This is a genomic window from Paenibacillus sp. P2(2022), assembly GCF_029522175.1.
In the GTDB taxonomy this organism is placed as follows: Bacteria; Bacillota; Bacilli; order Paenibacillales; family Paenibacillaceae; genus Paenibacillus; species Paenibacillus polymyxa.
Map to the genome: position 1 here is coordinate 47,795 of NZ_JAKWFI010000007.1, position 23,012 is coordinate 70,806.

Sequence of the window (23,012 nt, forward strand, 5' to 3'; positions counted from 1 at the left end):
TGATGGTAGACGAGCGGGTAAAGCATCGGGTGGAGCCTGCTGCGCTGTCTCCTTTGCAAGTAGAAGATATCCTGACGGAGGCCGAGGGACAGCAACAGCAGGATGAACCTCTTTTTTTGGCTGTACATACCGATCCACGAACAGTGTACCCGGATTTTTTGGAATTTCCCCTACCACTGGTGTCCGATCGGATGAAAGTATTATTGGAGAAATATATGCCGGAACTGAAGTGGAAAGCAGCCATCCTTACCGATTTCCAGCAGGCCAGACAGGAGGTATACTGGGTGCTTCGTCCGCCGATGGTGGACTGTTTGTCCGCACAAACGGAATGGTACCTCAATGGTACGTTGAAGCGTTTGCTACTGAGACAGGGGGAGATAGAGCCTCCTGTTTTTCGGATTGAGGGACTGATCGAACCTTATATCTATATCCATTTGGCTGTGGCAGAAAGCCTGCTGCGCCGATCTTTTACAGGTATTCGAGTGCAAAGAGTTGAGATAGAAGCACTAAGGAGGATGGGGTAAGTGGGAGAAGCCCAGGTGAGACCGGGAACGGGTGCAAAAAAAAGCTATGTCGTGGCAGGAGCGATCTTAAGTTGTAGTTATGGCACACAACCTACCCGTTTGAAGAGACCTTTTAGCCATGGAGTCTACGTAAAAAACAAAGCACAAATGAACATTGGAGATTACGTTCCAGGAGTGAACATTCAGTCTTTTGGAAATTGCTCCAGTCCCTTAAATCCAGCTGTGCAGGCTAGTGAGATGGTAGACATCTATGGCGTGAAGAAGGCTCCGTGTGTTCCAGTCCTGACCATGCCGTGGCTGAATGGGAAAAGTGATGTGAAGATCGAAGGACAGCCGGCTTTGACACAAAACTGTACCCATCAATGTCTGTATTGTGGTCATATTCAAATTGAAAATGATGGACAGGAGCTGGACTAAGGGTCTGTTTCAAAGCTGTTAGGTTTCGAATTGTATTCGGGACGTGTATACAGTTGAACTGAAGGCTGCTTCGTATTCGTATCAGATGGATATCCAGATAAAGAAGCGATCTTATCAGGATATCCATCGTACCTACGATGGTCTGGTCACTGCAATAGTACGTTTAAAATACAAGTAATATCAGTATGGAGATGGCCTTGATATTATGGGGGTGAGAAGCAACCCAAGAGTTCATCATCTTCTTCTCTTTGTAATAAAGTATTGACAAGAATAAAAATATATTATATCTTTATATCAAGATAAATAAATTAAAGATAAAAACAAACAGAAAATTTTGCATAGGGAGGTATACACATGATTGCGATTTTAGAAAGAATTAATCAGTTGGCAAACAAAGCAAAAGAAGTTGGGTTAACTGAAATTGAAAAAACGGAGCAAATGGATCTTCGCAAGGAATACCTTCAAATCTTTCGGGGATCTGTACAAAGTATTCTCTTGAACGCTACGATTTACGATCCAAATGGTGATGATGTAACTCCTGAAAAACTTAGAAGAGAGCAGGCTAAAATCGTTAAACCATGAATTTAGCTTTGCTCAATATCTCTAATTTAAAAATCTTTAAATAATAAATATAATAGGGAGCGTGATTTTATGTTGGCGAGTGGATTGTTGTTGATACGTTTGGTAGTAGGATTGCTATTTGTGGGGCACGGGGCTCAGAAGCTTTTTGGCTGGTTTGGTGGTTATGGTCCAAAAGGTACCGGTGGTTGGATGGAATCAATCGGGATCAAGCCCGGAGTATTGATGGCCGTGGCTGCTGGGTTGATGGAATTGCTGGGAGGAGCTCTATTTGCTGTAGGACTGCTTACTCCACTAGCAGCATTGTTGATTACGATGACGATGCTCGGAGCGATTGTCAAAGTACATGGCCAAAACGGGATCTGGGCCACAGCTAACGGCTATGAATATCCGCTGGTTCTTATTGCTGTCGTAATCGGAATTGCGTTGATAGGGGCAGGTTCATATTCCATTGATGCAATACTTCATTAATACATGAACTTAGGTCATTAAAGATTATCAATAATGAAAAATAAGGATTTTTACAATTAAAAGGAGGGTTTTATATGTCACTTCAAACTACAGGTATCCATCATATTACAGCTTTTGCTGGTAATCCGCAGGCAAATGTCGACTTCTATGCAAGTATTCTTGGACTTCGGTTAGTGAAGAAAACGATCAACTTCGATGCTCCTGAGGTTTATCACTTGTATTTTGGTAACGAGGCAGGAAGTCCTGGAACGATTATTACTTTTTTCCCGGCACCAGGAACCCCCAAAGGGCGAGTCGGAGGCGGTCAGGTGGGCATAACCTCGTATGTGGTACCGCCAGGTTCACTTGATTTTTGGCAGCACCGTTTGCAAAGCTTTGGTATTGAAGTTACGAATACAAGTCGTTTTAATGAACAATATCTTCAATTCGAGGATAATGAGGGCCTACGTCTTGAGCTTGTTGAACGTGCAGAAGGAGCGAACAGTACTTGGTCTTACGATGGCATTTCGGCTGACAACGCCATTAAAGGGTTCGGAGGCGCCGTACTATTTAGCGTCAATCCACAGAAAACGATGGATGCATTGGAGAGCATACTCGGATTTACGAAAATCGACGAAGACACCGAATATGCTCGTTATCAATCTGCAGGAGAAATCGGTAATATCGTGGATGTTCCGCTGGTCAAAATGGGCTTAGGCTTTGGTGGAGCAGGCACGGTACATCACATTGCATGGCGCGCAAAAGATTTCGAGCAACATGAAGACTGGAGAAGCACAGTCCAGCATTATGGCTATCAGCCGACCCCAATCATCGACCGCCAATATTTTAATGCGATATATTTCAGAGAAGCGGGCGGCATACTATTTGAAATTGCTACAGATCCACCGGGTTTTGCTAACGATGAACCTGCGGAATCTTTGGGGCAGAAATTAATGCTACCAGAGTGGTATGAACCGCAGCGGGCTCAGATCGAGGCAAACCTGCATCCTATTGAAGTGAGAACATTAACAGAAAAGCAAAAGTAAATGAAATGGCTGCTGTTTTGCATCCAGATGAAGTCACGTAAATCCACAATCTCATTCGATTGTGGATTTTTCATTCGATGAATTACCTCCTGAAAATGAAATCTTCCGCAATTAACCTATATTTATGATTTGACTAATCTAATATACGACATTATCTATCCAAGACAGAACCTGCTTCCAGGTATATATCTCATGACCTTCCGCCCTCTTGTTATTACACCAGCTTTTCAGACTTTACTAACATTTCTCGTAACACATGAGCGACTCGGCTTTTCCGGTTCTCAGCTTTCCTTTGTATCGCTCGTAATGATTGTTGGTATGCTGGGGTGTTGTTGTGATAATAAAACTGCTTGGCAGCAATGCGTAGTGTCCTTCTCAACAACATAGCTGATGAACGTGTTAACCTGGAACGGAGTCCCCTGCGCAATACTCGCAGCGTATTTTTGTAGGTCTCAAAATCCTCGGATGGAGGAATCAGAGCAAATAAATTTAACGAGGAGTCATTGAACCCGTAAGTTTCATACATGATTCTTAGATTTTCCGTATTTAAAACGTTACCTCTAAGATGGGTTGGATGCTCCTGATGATACCCGACCACCTCTTTGATGCAATAAAAAGGGATTTTTAAGCGATGCAGTCTATAGCCAAGATCCCAGTCTTCGAGTCCGTACAGCACAAACCGTTCATTGAAACCTCCAATACGAATTAAGTGGTTGCGTCTGATGGCCACACAACGAGTTACTAGCATCATCCAGGGAGCTACGTCCGTTGAGGCAAATTGTTTCTGCGTATTGGGAGGAACCCTTGTGGGGCTAACGACTTTAGACAGTGCACCCGTTTGATGAAGGACATCATCAGGGGTGATGATTGGAACAATTTCATTCGCTGTTTCAAAGTCAGGATTCCATAAGCCGGATTGTGTAAGTATGCTCCGACAATGTTCTTTTTCTTCCACAGAAAAATCAGGGTGATAGTGGGTAAATGCATCGTCCCACGAGTGCGGAATGCCTGAAAGCACAGATTTGGGATACTTGCGGTGATAACGGCTCACGGTTTTAATGAAATGAGGCAGCACCAAAAAGTCAGCGTCACAGAAAATGATGTATAGCCCTTTTGCTCGGCGCAGTCCCAAATTTCGAACGGCAGATCGACCGCGTTGTTCAGGGTGTGACACATAGATAAGAGGATAGGATGCTTTGAAGCCTTCGACCATTTCTTTCGTTCCGTCTGTAGAACCATCATCAGCTACAATGACTTCGAATAGTTGCTTCGGGTAGGTTTGTGATTCAAATGAAGCGAGTGTGAGCAACAGCTGCTGGGCGCGATTATAGGTTGGAATGATGACGCTGTAGCGGATAGCCAATGTGATCTCCCCCCCACCATTCTAATTAGACAACCTTTGAACGAGATAAATAATAACAATGTATTCAAGGATTTTAGCCTGGTCTAGTCAAACAACCCACAAAGTTCGAAACAGGCTTGGTCCTATGCGGATGTTAATGTGGGAGTGCTGTATTTTTTGCTGATTTGCAGATATGTTTCAGTGGTGTGATGTATATGTCATGGTAGCATTATGCATAAGGATGTAAAGTAGAAGGGACACAAACAAACATGAGATGAAATGGGCTTGTTTATGGTAAACTATATGGAGTTATAGAAGACCTGAAAGAGGAGTACTATATGACACAATTTGTCTATAAGCAAATTATTGACGATCTTAAAATGAAAATTTTCGCTGGAAAGTTTGCAGATATGAGATTGCCAGATGAACGTAGTCTTAGTGAGACTTACCAGGTTAGTCGTAGTTCCATTAAACGTGCTCTGACTAAAATGGAGAGTGTCGGAATTATTTTCAAAAAACAAGGTTCCGGGACATTTATTAATCCCTTATACATAAGAAATGAATCTATCTTTAACTACGAGGGCTCTAATCTAGGAGTTACTGATAATTTTCAAATGCATGGCAAAAAGCCAAAAATCAAAGTATTGAGTTTTGAGGTCATTCCACCGACAGAAGAACTACAGCGCGATTTGTTCTTGGACACTCATGATTTTGTTTATAAAATCGTTCGCTTGCGTCTGTTTGATGATGATCCATTTATGATCGAAACGGGCTATATCCCCATTAAAATTGTCCAGGATTTAAATCAGACCATTATTGAGGGTTCCATTTTTAATTATTTGGAGGACTCACGGAACCTGGCCGTCACCAAATCCTTTTTATCTATTTTTGCAGAACCGTCTGAAGAGAATGATCAAAAGCTACTGCAATTGAAAGAAAATGAACCCGTAGGCATTATGGAGGGTGTTTTCTTTTTGGATAACGGTACCCCATTTGAATTTTCGCATATGCGATTTCACTACAAATATTTGAAATTTAATACCTTTGTATCGGTACACTAATGAAAAGACTGGAGAATTCTCCGGTCTTTTTTTTATAGTTTTGAAAAAGGATTAGAGTCTGCAAACTTTTCATTTATCACAAATTTTATTGGTTTATCCTGCTATATATTTTAATGTAAGAGCTTTTTTACTGTCTTTTTAATTTATATTTCATAGTATGTTCAAAATTTCACAAAATTGGACCGTATCACTTGTGAAAAAGGTTGAATTAATTCAGTGTAGCGTTATGATGTACATGTAGATGAAATTTCCGGAAATAAATTACAAACAAAATTACTAGGGAGTGGACACCATGGCTTTATCACCCGTGTTAGAAGATTACTCGTCTAAAACATATTTGGAAAAACTTGATGCATACTGGCGTGCAACGAACTACATTTCAGTAGGTCAGCTTTATTTAAAAGACAATCCTTTGTTGAGAGAACCTTTGAAAGATTCGGATGTAAAGGTTAAGCCTATTGGACACTGGGGCACGATTCCAGGCCAAAACTTTATTTATGCTCATCTTAATCGTGTTATTAATAAATATGATTTGAACATGCTTTACATTGAAGGTCCTGGTCACGGCGGCCAGGTTATGGTTTCAAATTCATATCTTGATGGAAGCTACACTGAAATCTATCCACAAATCACTCAAGATATCCCAGGCATGAAGAAACTGTTCAAACAATTTTCGTTCCCTGGCGGTATTGCTTCGCATGCTGCTCCTGAAACACCTGGATCTATCCATGAAGGTGGAGAGCTGGGCTATTCCCTTTCTCATGGTGTAGGTGCTATTTTAGATAATCCGAATCTGATTTCGGCTGTTGTTATTGGGGATGGTGAAGCCGAAACGGGACCATTAGCCGCTTCGTGGTTCTCTAACAGATTTATCAATCCAATCACGGATGGCGCAGTGCTTCCAATCTTACACTTAAATGGCTTCAAAATTAGTAACCCAACGATTATGTCTCGCCAATCGAAAGAAGAGTTAACCTCGTTCTTTAAAGGTTTAGGTTGGGAACCTTTTTTTGTTGAAGGTGAAGACCCTGATCACATGCATCCAGAAATGGCGAAAGTATTGGATACTGCCATCGAGAAGATCGAAGCTATCCAGAAGAATGCGCGTGAAAATAATGACCTTACTCGTCCGGCGTGGCCAGTACTTATCTTCCGTTCACCTAAAGGCTGGACGGGTCCAAAGGAATGGGACGGAGTGCCGAATACAAATTCGTTCCGTGCCCATCAGGTTCCAATTCCGGTTGATCAAAAAAATATGCAGCACGCGCCTGCTTTATTAGAATGGCTGAATAGCTATAGACCAGAGGAATTATTTGACGAAAACGGTCGTTTAAAAGCTGAGATTGCTGATATTTTGCCTACAGGCGATAAACGAATGGGAATGAACCCTGTTGCGAATGCAGGTCACCTTATTAAAGACTTGAAATTGCCAGATTTCCGCAACTATGCGCTAGATAACTCCACGCCTGGTAAAGTGATTGCGCAAGATATGTCGGTTTTGGGCAAATACGTTAAAGATGTGGTTGTATTAAATGAAGAGAATCGCAATTTCAGAATCTTCGGACCTGACGAAACGATGTCTAACCGCTTGGCTCCTGTTTTTGAAGTAACCAAACGCCAATGGATGGATCAAATTATTGAACCTAATGATGAATTCTTGTCATCGTATGGTCGTGTCATTGATTCCCAGTTATCCGAGCACCAAGCTGAAGGATTGCTGGAAGGTTACGTGTTAACAGGTCGTCATGGTTTCTTTGCAAGTTACGAAGCCTTCCTGCGTGTGGTTGACTCGATGATCACTCAACACTTCAAATGGCTGCGTAAAGCAACGGATCAAGGATGGCGTGCAGACATCCCATCATTGAATGTTGTAGCTACTTCAACGGTCTTCCAACAGGATCATAACGGGTATACACACCAAGATCCAGGCTTGTTGGGTCATTTGGCTGATAAGAAACCAGAATTTATTCGTGAGTATTTGCCAGCTGACGCCAACTCTCTTTTAGCTGTTTTTGACACTATTTTAAATGACCGTCAAAAGATCAATTTGGTTGTTTCGTCCAAACACCCACGTCCACAATGGTTCTCTGCTGATGAAGCGAAAGAATTGGTAGACAAAGGGTTAAAGATTATTGACTGGGCAAGTACAGATCAAGGCGGAGAGCCTGATATTGTCATCGCTTCTGCTGGTACAGAGCCAACGATTGAAAGCTTAGCTGCGATCTCGATCTTGCATAAAAAACTGCCTGACTTGAAGATTCGCTACATCAACGTAGTAGACTTACTGAAGCTGAGAAGCCAAAAGTTAGATCCTCGTGGATTATCTGACGCTGAGTTTGATCAATTTTTCACAAAGGACAAGCCAGTCGTATTCGCTTTCCATGGTTACGAAGGTCTGATCAAAGATCTGTTCTTTGACCGTCATAACCATAATCTGCATGTACATGGTTACCGTGAAAATGGCGATATTACGACACCATTTGATATGCGTGTATTGAATCAAATGGACCGTTTTGACTTGGTGAAGGAAGCTGTTCTAAGCTTACCTAACGCTGGAAAGTACGCAAATATTGCGGATGAAATGGATGCAATAGTTAAGAAACATCATCAATTCATTCGTGAAGAAGGTATTGACTTGCCAGAGGTAGAGAACTGGGTATGGGAAGGCCTGAAATAAAAAAGTATAGTACATTTCAGCTTTGTGTTGGACAACCAAGCAGTCAAGTATGAGCTGGAATATATGATTTAGTAGTAGTATAGATGTGCCTGACCCCTTGAATTCAAGTATGATTTCAACGGGGATCAGGCACTTTTTGATGTAGCACACTGAGAATTTAATAGGGAAGTCACGAGCAAGTGGGTAATAAGTATATGGGAACCGAATGGTTCACTGTATTTTGTCTGAATATTGAAGAGGTGTTATGGTATAAGAGAATAGGAGAGGAGGCTGTTAATATGAACCATCAAATTCCAGAGAAGGTATTGAATGATGGCACTAAGGTGCCTGCCATTGGATTTGGAACTGCTGGGTTGAAGGGTGCAGATGGAGTAAAAGTGATAACCGGCGCGATTGATGCGGGTTACCGTCTGATTGACACAGCTTTTAACTATGAAAATGAGGGCGCTGTCGGGAAAGCTGTCCAGCAGAGTTCAGTACCGAGAGAAGAATTGTTGATTTGCTCCAAACTTCCAGGTCGTCGACATGCGTATCAGGAAGCCATTGTCACGATCGAAGAGTCACTATATAGAGGCGGTTTGGACTATTATGATCTGTACTTGATCCATTGGCCGAATCCCAAAATTGATCGGTATGTTGAAGCCTGGCAGGCATTGATTGAGGCGAAGAAGCGGGGCTATATTCGTTCGATTGGAGTCTGCAATTTCCTGCCTGAGCATACTGAACGATTGATTCGGGAAACAGGTATCGCGCCGAGCATCAATCAGGTTGAACTGCATCCATTATTTAATCAGGAGCATCAGCGTACCAAAGATGCTGAACAGGGCATTGTGACGGAATCGTGGAGCCCTTTGGGTCGCGGTCACAGCATGATGGAAAATGAAGAGATTGGGAAAATTGCTGCTGCTCATGGCAAAACCGCGACACAAGTGATTTTACGTTGGCATATTCAACTGGGAGCGATCCCAATTCCTAAGGCTTCTTCTGTAAAACATCAGACGGAAAATCTGGACATTTTTGATTTTGAGTTGTCACCAGAGGAAATGAACGTGATTTCAGCGCTTAGCAGGGAAGATGGACGGCTATGGGACCAGGACCCCAATTCCTATGAAGAACTGTAATCTACAACAATGAATTCGAAGGGTTCAAAAATCTGTAGAGGGTTTTTGAACCCTTTGCTTTTTAGTAATAGCGGAAAGGATGCGATAGGCCTGAATATAGCTATGATGAATGATGAACATTTTTAACCGAATATGATGTATGATATGGGGGAATGCAGTCTTTTTGAAGGAGGGCATCATGGGGATTTTATCAAGGTTTAAGGATATTATGAAGGTAAATATCAGCGCCTTATTGGATAAGGCGAGCGATCCGGAGAAGACCATTGATGATTATATGCGGAACTTGAACAGTGATCTGGGCAAGGTGAAAGCGGAAACGGCCTCGGTACTAGCTGATGAGAAAAGAGCGAAAAGAGCACTGGATGAATGTAGAGCTGAGATCAAAAAGCTCCAGCATTATGCAAGTAAGTCTGTGGAAGCTGGCAATGAAGATGAGGCTCGAAAGTTTCTGGAACGTAAAATCTTGCAGGCAGAGAAACTGGAATCGTTACAGACCTCTTATGAATTAGCTTCGGCAAACGCCGTACATATGAGACAAATGCAGGAGAAATTGGTGTCCGATATAGGGCGTCTGGAAGTGCGGCGTGCCGAACTTAAAGGGAAGCTGGCGATCGCCAAAGCACAGCAAACCTTGAATGCTATGGGCGACCATGATTCTGGCTTTGAGGCCTTGGAAGAGAAGGCAAACAAGGCATATGATGAAGCGATGGCGATAGCTGAACTCCGGGGAGAGACGAAGGACGACCTGGATGCGTTATTCGCACAATATGAGAAGAGTACCAATGCAGAAGATGAGCTGGCTGCAATCAAGCAGAAAATCAATTCCAAAGAATCATAATAGTTTCTACATGAAGAGGTGAGCAGATGCCGGTTATCGAATACAAATGCCCCAACTGCGGCAGCGGCATGGTCTTTGACAGTGAGACAGGAATGTTATCTTGCCATAGCTGCGGAAGAGAGGACAACATCGATACGATTCCTGATCCTCTGACCAATCGTGTTTTTTCAGAAGATGAGGCCCATGAGTATCATTGTAATAACTGTGGAGCAGTAATTATGACCGAAGTGGAGACGAGTGCAACGGTGTGCAGCTTTTGTGGTTCTGCCGTGGTACTGGGTGATCGACTGACCGGGAAGCTGGCTCCGGCGCAGGTTATTCCTTTTTCGATCAGCAAGGAAGAAGCCATAGCTGCGTTCAAAAAATGGTGCAAGAATGGCCGACTGACACCGAACCGATTTATGATAGCCGATCGAATCAAGGGAATAACCGGTATGTATGTCCCCTTCTGGTTATATGAATTACATAATCAAATTGAGGTTCAAGGTGAAGGTAACCAAGTGAGAACCTATACGAGCGGAGATTACGAATATACAGAAACGAAGCATTTTGATGTATATCGGAAAGTCCGTTTGAATTACGTGAAGGTTCCGATTGATGCTGCGGAGAAAATGAATGACGAGCTGATGGATAAATTGGAGCCTTTTCCTTATGATCAGCTCAAACCTTTTAAAACGCCATATTTAGCGGGCTATATTGCGGAAAAGTATAGTTATAACGAAGAGGAGCTTTTCCCGCGCGTGAAAGACAAAGTGAAGGAATATATTGATGCTTATATTCAGTCCACGGTGTCAGAGTATACGTCTGTGAGTTACACGGAAAAGCAAATTGATACTACATTAAAACAAGCGGATTATGTCCTGCTCCCAGTATGGGTCATCCACTATGACTACAATCAATTGGAGCATACGTTTGCGATGAACGGTCAGACGGGCAAGGTAGTTGGTAAGCCTCCGATTAGCAAGTTCAAAGTGACAGCTTGGTTTGCAGGCATTTTCGGCATAACTCTCTTTTCATTAAGGTTCATAACTTGGCTAATAATGGGGGGAGAATTCTATTGAAAAAATATAGAACCATTGTGGCTGTTTTAATGTTCTTTGCTGTTTTTCTAGCGGTTCCTATGGAAATGAAGGGCGAAGCAGCAACGACAGAGATGAAGCCATTGATTTTTGACGAGGCGGGTCTACTTAATCAGGAAGAGTATGATGTGTTGAACTCTATGGCTAATCAATACGGTGCCGAGAGAGAGACGGACATTATTATTTATACGACCAACAATCCCGACAATATGGATGTTATGAAAATGACACAGGATTTTTATGATGATCATGGTCCGGGGTATGACAGATCTCATGGAAATGCAGTCATTTTAACGATGGATATGAGGAATAGAGAGGTGTACTTGGCCGGATTTTATAAGGCAGAACGGTATCTGGATGACGACAGGCTTACTAAAATCCGCCATGAAATTACCCCGGATCTGACGAATGGCAACTATGGACTTGCCTTTCAAAAGTATATTCTCGGCGCGCACAAATATTTGGCTATCCGCCCAGGGGTGAATCCGGACAGTATATTTTTCAAAGGCTGGCTTCACTTGGCGATTGCGCTGGGATTGGCGTCTATTATTGTAGGTAAGATGGTTTCGAGTTCCGGCGGTCGGGTTACGGTAAATCGGCAGACCTACGAGGATGCAAGCACGTCAGGGGTTCTTGCACATCAAGATCTGTACACTCACACCACGACAACGAAGCGGAAGATTGAAAAGAGCAGTAGCAGCAGCTCATCAGGCGGAGGGGGCGGAACCACCAGCGGCGGTCATTCGCATAGCGGCAGCAGAGGATCATTTTAACGGAAGGGATGGATACAGCACATGGGATTCTTCAGAAATCAATTTGCAAATGTAGTAGAATGGGAAGAATTTAGGGATGACATGATCTTTTGGAAGTGGAGCAATCGTGAAATTAAAAAAGGCAGTAAATTAATCATCCGCTCCGGTCAGGATGCGATTTTTGTCAATAATGGCAAGATCGAGGGTATCTTTGAGAATGAAGGGTCATATAACATGGACTCGGATATTATTCCATTTCTATCGACATTAAAAGGGTTCAAGTTCGGTTTTAATAGCGGCATGCGGGTGGAGGTCTTGTTCGTTAATACGAAGGAGTTTACGGTCAAATGGGGAACACAAAACCCGGTTTTGATCCCGACTCCCCAATTGCCAGGCGGGATGCCGATTCGGGCCAACGGTACGTTTAATTTTAAAGTAAACGATTATGTTACGCTTATTGATAAGATTGCCGGGGTAAAGGACAGTTATCTTGTAGAGGACGTTAAAATACGCATTACTTCGGTGTTGGATCAGTTATTGATGAAGTGGATCAGCAGAGAAGGCAAGGACATGTTTAATCTACAGGCAAATGCTTCTGATATTTCGAAGGGCATTCAAGAAGACCTGGATATGCAAGTGATGGACAACGGTATGACGATTACAGGCTTTCATGTGATGAGCTTCAATTATCCTCAAGAAATTCAGGATATGATTACGAAGACAGCTTCTCATGAAATGATCGGTAATCTGCAAAAGTACCAACAAGTGACGATGACTGACGGTATGGCATCGGGGAATGTAAAAGGCGGCGGTGCTGCGTCGGATATGGCGAGTATGATGATGGGCATGAATATAGCCAATGAAATGATGAAAAATTTGAACCCAAGTCAACAGCCTCAGGCTGAGACTCAGCCTGCACCCGATGCCCCCACTCCTTCTGGCGACAGTAAAAGGCCAAATTTTTGTCCGAATTGTGGTACAAAAAACGAGGGAGCTAACTTTTGTCCGAATTGTGGACATAAATTGAACGGATAGCTTTGTAAACCAAACAGCAGTTGTTGCAGAGTATTCTCTGTGATAACTGCTTTTTTATTGTAGTTTGTTCAAGCATTTTCTTTATAAATCTGATTTATTGGATTGAAAAAAGTACACAGGATAAGGTACTATAGCTATATAGTACGCATTTATATTAACTAATTAGGTATTACATTAATAAACTATAGGTATAGGAGCCACAAAGATGACCAAATTCCAAGATCAAATCATTGCGCGGTACAAGTTTGATGATGCAGAGAACGTCGGCAAGGATAGCTCCGGACAAGGTAATGATGGGATTGCTTCAGGCACAGCAGCACCTACGATCTCCCATGCTACCGGAAGAGCGGCTTTGGCACTTGAGGGAGGACCCAACGGAACATCTTATATTCAGCTCCCTTCCGATCTGTTCAAAGATGTAAGCGATAACACCGGTGTTACAGTGACGGCTTGGGTAAACTTCGGCAGATTCACGGATATGTGGGAACGTGTTTTTGACTTTGGTAAAGCGCATACTGGGCCTTATATGTTTATGACACGGAATCTGCGCGGAACTCTTTTCACTGAGGTGGATTTGTCCGTAGACCCAGGAAGGGGCTTTGTCAGGGATGAGTGGATGCACATAGCCCTGTCTGTCATCGGCACAAAAGGCGGTACATTAAGCAGTGCGGGACCGGTGGTATATGTTAATGGTGAAGTGGCAGCAGACGGTTCCATTAGCCAAACCTCCAGTGGTAACTATGCCAAGCTGCGCAAATGGTTCGAAACGTTTGCAGATACGACCAACTATAGCAACAATTTTATCGGTCGTTCCCAACATGCAGCCGATGTAGACTTTGCTGGCTCGGTTTCGGACTTCCGAATTTATAAAGCAGGTTTGACGGCGGATGAAATTATTGAGGTCATGTGCGATTCATTGACAGATGAAGAGATCGTGAAGCTTGCTCGAGATAAGTATTTATCATTTCCGACGACAATTATAACCAAAGACATAGCTCTGCCAACGGTTCTGATGGGTGGAAGAGTAGAAGTGACCTGGAAATCCAGCCAGCCTAGCATACTCTCTGACCATGGGCAGGTTCAGGCGATTACTTCCGCACAGGGAGTCACCGTTACGGCTCTCTTGACCAGAGGTTCAAGCAGGATAGAAGAAAGCTTTGAAGTATCCGTTCTTCCAGAACAGTTGCCTCCATACACGCTGACCATTCATGGGAATAAAGAAGTTGTGGATGTCAGCGAAGTGATGTACGGCTTGTTCTACGAAGATATCAATAACGCGGCAGATGGCGGGATATATGCAGAACTTGTACAAAATCGCTCCTTCGAATCCTTTGAGTTTGATACGTATTCCCATGCTTCTGGTGAATGCGGCTGCTCTACAGGACGGAACCGCAATCCATTGTTCGCCTGGTCTGGTGATACGGACAAGATGGCTCCACAACATAGCGGTGGATTAAATGAGTTTTTGGGCGCAAAAGACAAGGATGTGAACTCTTATTACGTAACAGTAGCGGATGGGGCAACGATTCGAAACAAGGGCTTTTCCGATTCTAACCAGAATTGTGCCATGTCCATCCAAGAAGGTGCCAAGTATGAGTTTACCATCTGGGCAAAGGCCGAATCTGCGGGTACAATCACACTGCAACTTCAAGACTCGAAGGAGAAGGCTATCAGTGATTCGGTAACCGTACAGGTGGAAGGTGGAAACACATGGAAAAAATATGGCGTCAACTCCAAGCTGGTGCTGACAGGTACAGCTACGATTCTGGGACAGCTGGCGCTTACATTTGAAGGCGACATTTCCATTGATATGGTTTCCTTATTCCCACAAGATGTATGGGGGGCGGGAGAGGAAGAGCACTCCCCATCGGCACACGCCAACTATCAGGGTAATCCGAACTACCGATTGAGAAAAGATCTGGTGAACGCACTGGTCGGCATGCATCCGAAGTTTTTGCGTTTTCCAGGGGGATGTATTTCCGAAGGATCGTTTATATGGGAAAACGTATATGACTGGAAGGAATCCATTGGGGATATCGAGCTGCGCAAGGAAAACTTTAATGTATGGGGCTATATGATGACCATGGGTCTTGGTTATATGGAATACTTCCAGTTGGCAGAAGACCTCAATGCAGCTCCGCTTCCAGTTATGGCCTGCGGTGTGCTCTGCCAAGCCCGTTCAGATTATGCTCATCCGGCTGGCGGCGCATTAAGAGAATACTATATCAAGAATTTTACGGATCTGATCGACTTTGCGATCAGCGTTGATTTTGAACACAATGAATGGGCCGCCATGCGTAAAAAAATGGGCCATGAAGCACCGTTCGATCTGCGTTATCTGGGCGTGGGGAACGAAAACTGGGGCACAGAGTTCTTCGCTAACTTTGAAGTGTTCAAGACATCGATTGATGAGTACATGGAGAAAAACTACCCAGGATATGAGCTGCACATTATCTCCACGGTTGGCGCTCAAGCAGACGACGATGCCTATCAACAGGGCTGGAAGTTCCTGAGCGGTAATATGGAGGGCTCTGCCAAGGTTGCTTTTGCGGACGGTAACCAGGTGACGGAAGAAACTGTAACCTGGTATGAAAAGCAAAAAGACTATATGGACACCATTGCCGATGAACACTATTACCGTTCTAATGAGTATCTGTTGAATAATGTGGACCGCTATAATTATTACTATAGAGCTTATAACGCTGATGGCAGTGTCAACTGGAAAGAAACGTCGAAGGTGTTTGTTGGGGAGTATGCCTCAACAGATAAAAATACATTGGCAGGCGCAGTCGCAGAAGCAGCAGTGATGACGGGCTTCGAAAATAATGCTGATGTCGTCCGGTTGGCTGCCTATGCGCCGCTGTTTAACAAAGTCCTGACGGACGGAACGTACAGATGGACACCGGATTGTATCTGGTTCGATGACGAAACTGTATGGTTTACACCCAACTATTATGTGCAGCAAATGTATGCCAAATATTTGGGCAATAAAGTATTGGCCACTTCGTTCTCTACTTACAAAAACGGCCAGCCAATTGACCTCATTCCTCAGGGTGGAATTGAGATCGCGACAGGTAACGCCGAGGTTGTGGTTAAGCGTGTGACTGTTACTTCGAATAAGGACGGCAGTGTGCTGCTGGATCAAGATTTTACCAAGGCATTGAATTCAGCCTGGAAAGTTATTCCTGGCTCCGTGGGATATACGGTGGAGGAAGGCAAGGGGCTTGTCCTCAAAGCCCAAGATAGCGGTCTGAACGGCCTGTACATCTTGAACGACAGCTGGAACAACTATAAGGTAGAGGTCGTTGCTTCCCGCATTTCCGGCACGGACGGTTTTTATGTGGGTGCAGGTCTCACGGATATTACCGCTGAGAAAAAGAACGTCATCGAATACGCGATTGGCTATGGCGGCAATGCTACCGGCGTGAAGGTTTACAAGCAAGGCATAGAAGGCTATACCATGGGTGACTACTCTTCCAGTACAGCTGCGGGCAACTTGAGAGCAGCCAGCTATGAAGAACTGGCCGATAATACCGACTACACCATCACGGTGAACTATGGGGGAGAAACGGGCAGCAACCTGATTTGCTCCTACACGGACGGCAAGACAACCAGCAAAGTGCTGGATTACAAGCTGGAGGCTTATAACAGGGACGTGTTTCATTCGGTGACCCGAGATGCTGAACATGTATATGTGAAGCTTGTGAATGCCGACAACGTAGATAAGGCAACGCAGCTGAATCTACAAGATTTGAATGTTGAGTCCAGCGCCAAGCTGATTACACTAACCGGCGATTCCTCGCTTGTTCATGTACCTAACGTGAATAAGAAAAATGATGAAAAGGTAGTGCCTACCGAACATCAGCTCACACTTCATACGGATTCTGTCCTCTTACAATTACCGGCTAATTCGGTAAATGTACTGGTACTGGATCTTAAAGCGTAGGGTACGAGATAGTTAAGGTAAGGATGTTGGAACCTTTTGCCGCTTAAAAACAAAAAGGGGTGTCCCAAGTAGCCGTTTTATGGCTTTTAGGACACCCCTTTTTTCTATGGATCAAGTCAGAACGTTGTTGTCTCGATTTCCCTGACGGGCATTACTTCGTGCTTCTGTTTACCAATTCACGCGGATTGGTGCCATCGTCTATTGTTAGCGGGGTAGGAGCACTTGTAGCAATTCGTTCCCAAGGTACCATTTTAAAGTTCTGATTTAACTTCTTGCCGTTTTGGAGATTTTCGTCATCTTGTGCAACGAAGATACCATGAGGGAAATTCTTGCCTAATCCATAGCCAAGAACATCAATACCGTCTGTGACAGACGTACCATCTACGGTAGGGCTGTCGCCGATCGTGAAGTTGCTAATATAGGCATTGTCGCCTTGTCGTTCATAGATCGCATAGCTGCTGTTGCCTTGACTGGAGGCCATCAGGTACCCCTTGCCGTCCTTGCCATAATATAATGTGAGTCCCTCTATGTCATCGTGAAGTCTGCGTCCATCTGCAATATCAACACGTTGCAGCGGCTTGGATGAACCGTCTGGCTCGGCGCTATATTTCCAAATGGCGTAATCCTCTTCAGCAATGTACAGCGTACCATATTCATCATCGGCGACCATGCCCTCGGATTGCGTAGCCAGCTTAAACTGACGGACAAGCTTGCCGGCAATTTTGCCGTTACCATTGTCAGTCAACTCATATTGCTCGAATTCTCCCTCTTTGCCCAAAACGAGCGCGTAAAACTTATCTGTCTTGAGGCTATGGTATAAACTAAATCCATATACTTCTTTCATGGTTGCTTTAATAGGTTTGCCAACCACGTTGGTCAATGTTCCTGATTCACCATCAATGGCAAAGATATCGATCGTATTGTTGGTTCGATTGGTTGCGCCTGCAATATCGATCTTTTTACCGCCCAGTGTAAAACCGTAACGAAGATCCACGTTGTTCATTTTTCCGACTTTGATGTTCTGCAGTTGCTTGCCATCCAGATCATAGACTAAAATTCCGCCGCCTTTATTGGTAGCTAGAATTCTGCTTTTATCCGGATCAACCGGATTGAGCCAGATCGCAGGGTCATCAGCTGCATCTTCTCCATCCTCCACGGCTTCTGTTTCGACAGAAGGGGTCACTTTATAGGTGGGAACTGCGTCTTTAGGATCTGCATATTTGCTATTTTCTGCTTCAAGCGCAGTAATCACTTTTGTAGGAAGATATACATTTCCATTGATTATTTTAATTTCACGGTCTGCTTTTCCGGTTTGGCCGGCTAGACGATATTGCTTCTCACCGACTGTAAAAGTTCCCACAATGCCATTTTTCAGCTTGACCAACACTGAATGGTCATCACTATCCCATGTAATAGTTGCCCCCAATTTATCTGCTTGTGTTCGTAGTGGTGCATACCCAGATGGTTGAGTGTCTGCCGCATGGATCAGGTCTGGTGATACCAGAATCCCTGTTAACATGGTTAATAATGCTAGTTTAGTTGACTTCATATGTATGCCCCTTTTCTGATGTGAAAATGATATAACCGACTCAGTATAAAGCGACAATATCAAAAGAATACAATCGAAATGTAAAAGAAATGTAAAAGAGACGTAAACATTCAATTGGTGGCTGGTTTCCAGTATTGCTGTCTGTAGTTTTTCGGCGACATTCCGAATCTTTCCTTGAAGCACTTTGAAAAATAGCTGGCTTGGGAGAATCCTGTTTCCTCCGTAATTTGTTGGATGGACCAGTCGGTTTGCAGCAAAAGACTGCGTCCCTGATCCAGACGGTAGTCCATTAAATACTCAAGTGGTGTACGCTGAAAGGTGGCCTTCATGCATCTAGCAAGATAATTTTGATGTACGTGAAAATGCGCCTCCAGGTCTTTATTAGTAATCGCATTTCTGTAGTTTTGTTTTAAGAAAATTTCGATCTGTTCAGCTAACTTGGAGGAACTGCTTTTATAATTCTCATCATATTCCAAACTCTGAAAAATATTCACAAATGTTTGTTGAGTCTCCCATAGAGCCAGCTTTCGGGTTTTTAGAGTAGAGGCTAGTAAATAGTCCAATTTGGAGAACAGCTCATGGGGATTAATTAATTTCTGATATTTGGGTAGATGGATGGTGGTATGTTCTGAGTGAAAATGCAGTTCAGGAATGGGGGTGCTAGGGATAATAAAATTCGGCGAGGATTGGGCACACCACATACTGTTGGTTTGAAAATGAAACCAGTAAAAGGAGGTTTGTTCTGTACATGCCTCTATGGGGAAATGGTGCTTGTCCGGCTCAAGAATGAGAGCATGATTTTCAGTTATCTTCCACGATTCATCTTCCTCACCGATGTGCAGTAGTCCTTCTTTAATGATAATTACGTCAAAATAACCCAAGTTATAGCGATTCGGATGCCAGTCCCCTTTTTGATATGTAGTAAAATTTCCCTCTATGAAATAGGGCAATGGAGGGACAAGGAAAGATAGAAAGTCTGTTTTGCTCATAGAAGTCAGCTCCTTTGTGTGTGAAATCGTATAAGTTTTAGTTAAAGATCGCGATTTTTTTTATAAATTCAGGTTGATAAAATAAGGACTGTAGCAAGGGGCGCTCAGGTTAGCCTGTTCGATATTATCATTACTTTATCCTTATTTTTTCAAAAATGAAAGCGTTCTATTTCCAGGAAGGGATGTTTATTCAATGAAAACGGCAAAGCCAGTGAAGCATGTCATCGTCGATGATTCATTTTGGAAAAAGTATAAGCAGGTTGTGGCGGAAGAGGTCATTCCTTATCAGTGGAAAGCACTAAATGATGAATTACCAGATACAGAACCCAGTCATGCGATTGAGAACTTTAGAATTGCGGCCGGTGAATCCAGTGGGGAGTATTATGGAACCGTTTTCCAAGACAGTGATCTTGCCAAATGGCTGGAGACGGTCGCTTTTAGCTTAAGGGATCATCCAAATTCTGCGCTTGAAAAGCGGGCCGATGAAGTCATTGATCTGTTGGGAAGAGCTCAAGCTGAGGATGGATATCTGAATACGTATTATCTGCTCAAGGAACCCGATAATCGCTGGACGAATCTAAGAGATAATCATGAGCTGTATTGTGCCGGGCACTTTATAGAAGCGGCTGTTGCTTATTATGAAACGACAGGTAAGACGAAATTTCTTCACATTATGGAGAAATACGTAGACCTGATTCAGCAGACTTTTGGTACAGAAGAAGGGAAACGGAAAGGCTATCCGGGCCATGAAGAAATTGAACTGGCCTTGATCAAATTATACGACGTAACGGCTAAGGATCAATATCTTAAATTAGCGCAATATTTTATCGAACAGCGGGGACAGCATCCAATTTATTTTGTGGAGGAGCAAGAAAAGAGAAAGCATATTCAAACAGAGCCCACCTGGAATGATGATAACAACATTAATTTTGGCCTTGGCTTTGAATATCAGCAGGCACACCAACCTGTGCGGGAGCAAAAAGAGGCCGTCGGCCATGCGGTAAGAGCAGTGTATTTGTATATTGCGATGGCGGATCTGGCCGCAAAAACGGGAGATGCTTCCCTTTTACAAGCATGTGAAACGCTGTGGGATAATGTCACGAACCACAAAATGTACATTACCGCCGGAATCGGGTCTACGGTGAATGCGGAAGCATTCACTTGCCATCATGATCTTCCCAATGACAGCATGTACTGCGAAACTTGCGCCTCTGTAGGGCTGGCCTTCTGGGCTAACCGCATGCTGCGCTTAGCGCCGGACCGGAAATATGCCGATGTTCTGGAGCGCGCGTTATACAACGGAACGATCAGCGGAATGGATCTGGATGGGAAACGGTTTTTCTACGTGAATCCGCTGGAAGTCAATCCTTTTCAAAAATCGAGAAAGGATCAGGAGCATGTAAAAACAGAACGGCAAAAATGGTTCTTCTGCGCCTGCTGTCCGCCCAATTTGGCGCGAATGATTGCATCGGTGGAGGACAATATGTACACCCAGACCGAGGACACATTGTATACGCATCTGTATATTGCCAGCAAGGTGAACATGACTTTATCTGGTCAAGAGGTTGAAATTATACAAACTCATCATTATCCGTGGGATGCGGATCTTGCTCTTTCGATCCATGTAACAGAGCCAACTGCATTTAAGTGGGCACTGCGAATTCCAGGGTGGTGCAAGCAGGCACAGGTCAAGGTAAATGGGGAAGCTATCTCCATAGACCATCTGGAAAAGGGCTATGTCGAGATTCAGCGTACTTGGAAGGACGGCGATGTGGTCACATTGCATTTGGCTATGCCAGTCGAGCGCATTCGGAGCAACCCGCTTGTCTCCATGAACCAGCAGCAAATTGCTCTCCAACGCGGTCCAGTCGTGTACTGTCTGGAAGAAGCGGATAATGGGGCGAACCTGGCAGGGCTAAGATTACCAAAGGATAGTCCTATTACAGAAGAGTTTAGCGAAAATCTGCTAGGTGGCATTGTAAAGCTGACCATAGAGGGATATCGGGTAAAAAGTTCGAATGCATTATACAGCTCGGAGCCCCCTGAACTTGTTCCTCAACAAATTACCGCTATTCCTTACTACGCCTGGTGTAATCGGGCCAAAGGGGAAATGCGTGTATGGGTTTATGAATCATAATTCATTCGCATGGGGAGAGGAAAGATCATGAGTACGAGAATTGTGAGTACGGAACCACCTGAAAAAGCAACCAGTACCGTTCCTTTTCATCGTAAAATCAGCTATTCATTAACGGATACGGCTGGCAATCTACTATACTGTGTCATCTCCAGCTATCTGTTATATTTTTATACAGATGTATTCGGTCTTTCTATCGGGATTGCCGGAACATTACTATTTATCACCCGTTTTATTGATGCCATTGATGCCCCGATCTGGGGCATCCTGATTGACCGGACCAAGTCCAAATACGGTCAGAGCAGACCTTATTTTCTATGGCTAGCTGTTCCGTTTGCCGTGTTCATGGTCCTTACGTTTACGACACCCAATTGGAGTGAATCGGGGAAAATTGCATACGCGGCTATCACTTATATCATAGCGGGTATCCTGTATACGGGAATCAGTACGCCGATTACGTCTATTCTGCCTAACCTGAGCACCAATTCCAATGAACGTGTGGTCTTGAACTCTTTCCGTATGGTCGGGGGAAACGTGGGCTTCTTCATCGCCACGACGTTCACATTACCCCTCGTAGCCTTCTTTGGACAGGGAAATGATCAAAAAGGCTTTTCTTTAACACTCGTTTTATTTGGAATCATGGCGATTATTATGTTTTTCATAGCGTTTGCCGATTTGCGTGAAAATGCGGCAGTGAAAACGAAAGCTGTCCCGATTGCTAAAAGCTTTACAGCTATCAAGCGAAACTGGCCCTGGATGCTCGTTGTAGCTGCTAACCTGTGTTACTGGATCGGCTTGAATATTCGTTCTGCCACGCTCATTTTTTATCTGCAATACAATCTGGATAGTAAGGACTTGGTGCCTTTAATCAATGGATTGACCTCTTTGCAATTGATCTCGATGGTTCTGATTCCGTTTTTCGCCAGAAAATTAAGTAAAAATACGATCATGATTATCGGATTGATATTAGCTGCACTAGGTCAAGTCGTGATTTTAATGGGAAGTACAAACTTAACCCTTATTATTGCTGGTTGGATCATAGGTGCCTTAGGATCAGGCTTTGCGTGCTCGATGCCATTTGCAATGTTGTCCGATACAGTAGATTACGGGGAATGGAAAAATGGAATTCGGGCAAGTGGATTCCTGACTTCTATTGGAAGCGCATTCTGTATTAAAGCGGGGAGCGGAATTGGCGGATTATTGCCAGCATGGGTTATGGGTAGCACAGGCTATATTGCTGGAAAGGTTCAGACCCCGACTGCTTTGTCTGGCATTCAGTTCAGCTTTATCTGGCTACCGTTTATCGTCTTCTTAATCGGAATCATTCCTATGTTTTTCTATAAGAAATTCGAGAAGAATGAAGCTTCTATTCAACAAGATTTAATTGCGGGAAGATCATAATCATTCTTATAACAAGAGGTTAATAACGTTTCATAGCATGGTCATACTGCTTAAAAACCTGTTCATTAAGCT

The 23,012-nt window shown here is 43.7% G+C and carries 18 protein-coding genes; 15 read left to right on the forward strand and 3 right to left on the reverse strand.

What is annotated here, in order from left to right; genetic code table 11:
• The first annotated feature begins 2 nt into the window (after positions 1-2).
• From MMB75_RS20045 to MMB75_RS20065, 5 genes are all read left to right on the forward strand, one after another.
• Positions 3-524, forward strand: coding sequence for a hypothetical protein (locus MMB75_RS20045; protein WP_164965020.1), 522 nt, complete (start codon positions 3-5; stop codon positions 522-524).
• Positions 525-941 (forward strand): DUF4280 domain-containing protein, encoded by a 417-nt coding sequence (locus MMB75_RS20050; RefSeq protein WP_016820136.1) that lies wholly within the window; start codon positions 525-527, stop codon positions 939-941.
• 354 nt (positions 942-1,295) lie between these two features.
• A complete protein-coding gene (locus MMB75_RS20055; protein WP_016820137.1) occupies positions 1,296-1,523 on the forward strand; it encodes a DUF896 domain-containing protein in 228 nt (75 codons plus the stop codon).
• A gap of 69 nt (positions 1,524-1,592) precedes the next feature.
• Positions 1,593-1,991, forward strand: a complete 399-nt coding sequence (locus tag MMB75_RS20060; protein ID WP_117290516.1) for a DoxX family protein — start codon at positions 1,593-1,595, stop codon at positions 1,989-1,991.
• Between the two features lie 74 nt (positions 1,992-2,065).
• Entirely contained in the window at positions 2,066-3,016 is a 951-nt protein-coding gene (locus MMB75_RS20065; RefSeq protein ID WP_277510185.1) for a ring-cleaving dioxygenase, read from the forward strand.
• A gap of 214 nt (positions 3,017-3,230) precedes the next feature.
• On the opposite strand, the gene MMB75_RS20070 is transcribed toward MMB75_RS20065, so the two are convergent.
• Positions 3,231-4,379, reverse strand: a complete 1,149-nt coding sequence (locus MMB75_RS20070) for a glycosyltransferase (protein WP_016820140.1) — start codon at positions 4,377-4,379, stop codon at positions 3,231-3,233.
• Positions 4,380-4,696: 317 nt separating this feature from the next.
• On the opposite strand from MMB75_RS20070, the gene MMB75_RS20075 reads away from it, so the two are divergent.
• The 8 genes from MMB75_RS20075 to MMB75_RS20110 all read left to right on the forward strand — a co-directional run bounded on the left by MMB75_RS20075 (position 4,697) and on the right by MMB75_RS20110 (position 16,867).
• Complete coding sequence (locus tag MMB75_RS20075) at positions 4,697-5,419, forward strand: GntR family transcriptional regulator (RefSeq protein WP_016820141.1); 723 nt, start codon at positions 4,697-4,699, stop codon at positions 5,417-5,419.
• Positions 5,420-5,711: 292 nt separating this feature from the next.
• Positions 5,712-8,096, forward strand: a complete 2,385-nt coding sequence (locus MMB75_RS20080; RefSeq protein WP_277510191.1) for a phosphoketolase family protein — start codon at positions 5,712-5,714, stop codon at positions 8,094-8,096.
• Positions 8,097-8,374: 278 nt separating this feature from the next.
• A complete protein-coding gene (locus tag MMB75_RS20085; protein WP_277510193.1) occupies positions 8,375-9,217 on the forward strand; it encodes an aldo/keto reductase in 843 nt (280 codons plus the stop codon).
• 178 nt (positions 9,218-9,395) lie between these two features.
• Positions 9,396-10,055 (forward strand): PspA/IM30 family protein, encoded by a 660-nt coding sequence (locus MMB75_RS20090; RefSeq protein ID WP_277510196.1) that lies wholly within the window; start codon positions 9,396-9,398, stop codon positions 10,053-10,055.
• A gap of 26 nt (positions 10,056-10,081) precedes the next feature.
• A complete protein-coding gene (locus MMB75_RS20095) occupies positions 10,082-11,116 on the forward strand; it encodes a TFIIB-type zinc ribbon-containing protein (RefSeq protein WP_277510198.1) in 1,035 nt (344 codons plus the stop codon).
• Positions 11,113-11,907, forward strand: a complete 795-nt coding sequence (locus tag MMB75_RS20100; protein WP_277510202.1) for a TPM domain-containing protein — start codon at positions 11,113-11,115, stop codon at positions 11,905-11,907. Before MMB75_RS20095 ends, MMB75_RS20100 begins: the two co-directional genes overlap by 4 nt.
• A gap of 21 nt (positions 11,908-11,928) precedes the next feature.
• Positions 11,929-12,921 (forward strand): SPFH domain-containing protein, encoded by a 993-nt coding sequence (locus tag MMB75_RS20105; protein WP_277510204.1) that lies wholly within the window; start codon positions 11,929-11,931, stop codon positions 12,919-12,921.
• A 205-nt stretch (positions 12,922-13,126) separates the two neighbouring features.
• Positions 13,127-16,867 carry an alpha-L-arabinofuranosidase C-terminal domain-containing protein gene (locus MMB75_RS20110; protein ID WP_277510207.1) on the forward strand — a complete coding sequence of 1,247 codons (3,741 nt, stop codon included), beginning with the start codon at positions 13,127-13,129 and terminating at the stop codon, positions 16,865-16,867.
• Positions 16,868-17,018: 151 nt separating this feature from the next.
• Here MMB75_RS20110 and MMB75_RS20115 read toward each other — a convergent pair whose 3' ends face one another.
• Together MMB75_RS20115 and MMB75_RS20120 are read right to left on the reverse strand one after the other, a co-directional pair.
• Positions 17,019-18,416 carry a phytase gene (locus MMB75_RS20115; RefSeq protein ID WP_277510211.1) on the reverse strand — a complete coding sequence of 466 codons (1,398 nt, stop codon included), beginning with the start codon at positions 18,414-18,416 and terminating at the stop codon, positions 17,019-17,021.
• A gap of 110 nt (positions 18,417-18,526) precedes the next feature.
• The gene (locus MMB75_RS20120) at positions 18,527-19,405 is read right to left on the reverse strand and encodes a helix-turn-helix transcriptional regulator (RefSeq protein WP_016820150.1); all 879 of its coding nucleotides are present in this window, start codon (positions 19,403-19,405) and stop codon (positions 18,527-18,529) included.
• 193 nt (positions 19,406-19,598) lie between these two features.
• Between MMB75_RS20120 and MMB75_RS20125 the strand changes: the two genes are divergently transcribed.
• A complete protein-coding gene (locus MMB75_RS20125; RefSeq protein WP_016820151.1) occupies positions 19,599-21,542 on the forward strand; it encodes a glycoside hydrolase family 127 protein in 1,944 nt (647 codons plus the stop codon).
• Between the two features lie 27 nt (positions 21,543-21,569).
• On the forward strand, positions 21,570-22,940 hold the full coding sequence (locus MMB75_RS20130) for a glycoside-pentoside-hexuronide (GPH):cation symporter (RefSeq protein ID WP_016820152.1): 1,371 nt from the start codon (positions 21,570-21,572) through the stop codon (positions 22,938-22,940).
• The last annotated feature ends 72 nt before the right edge of the window (positions 22,941-23,012 follow it).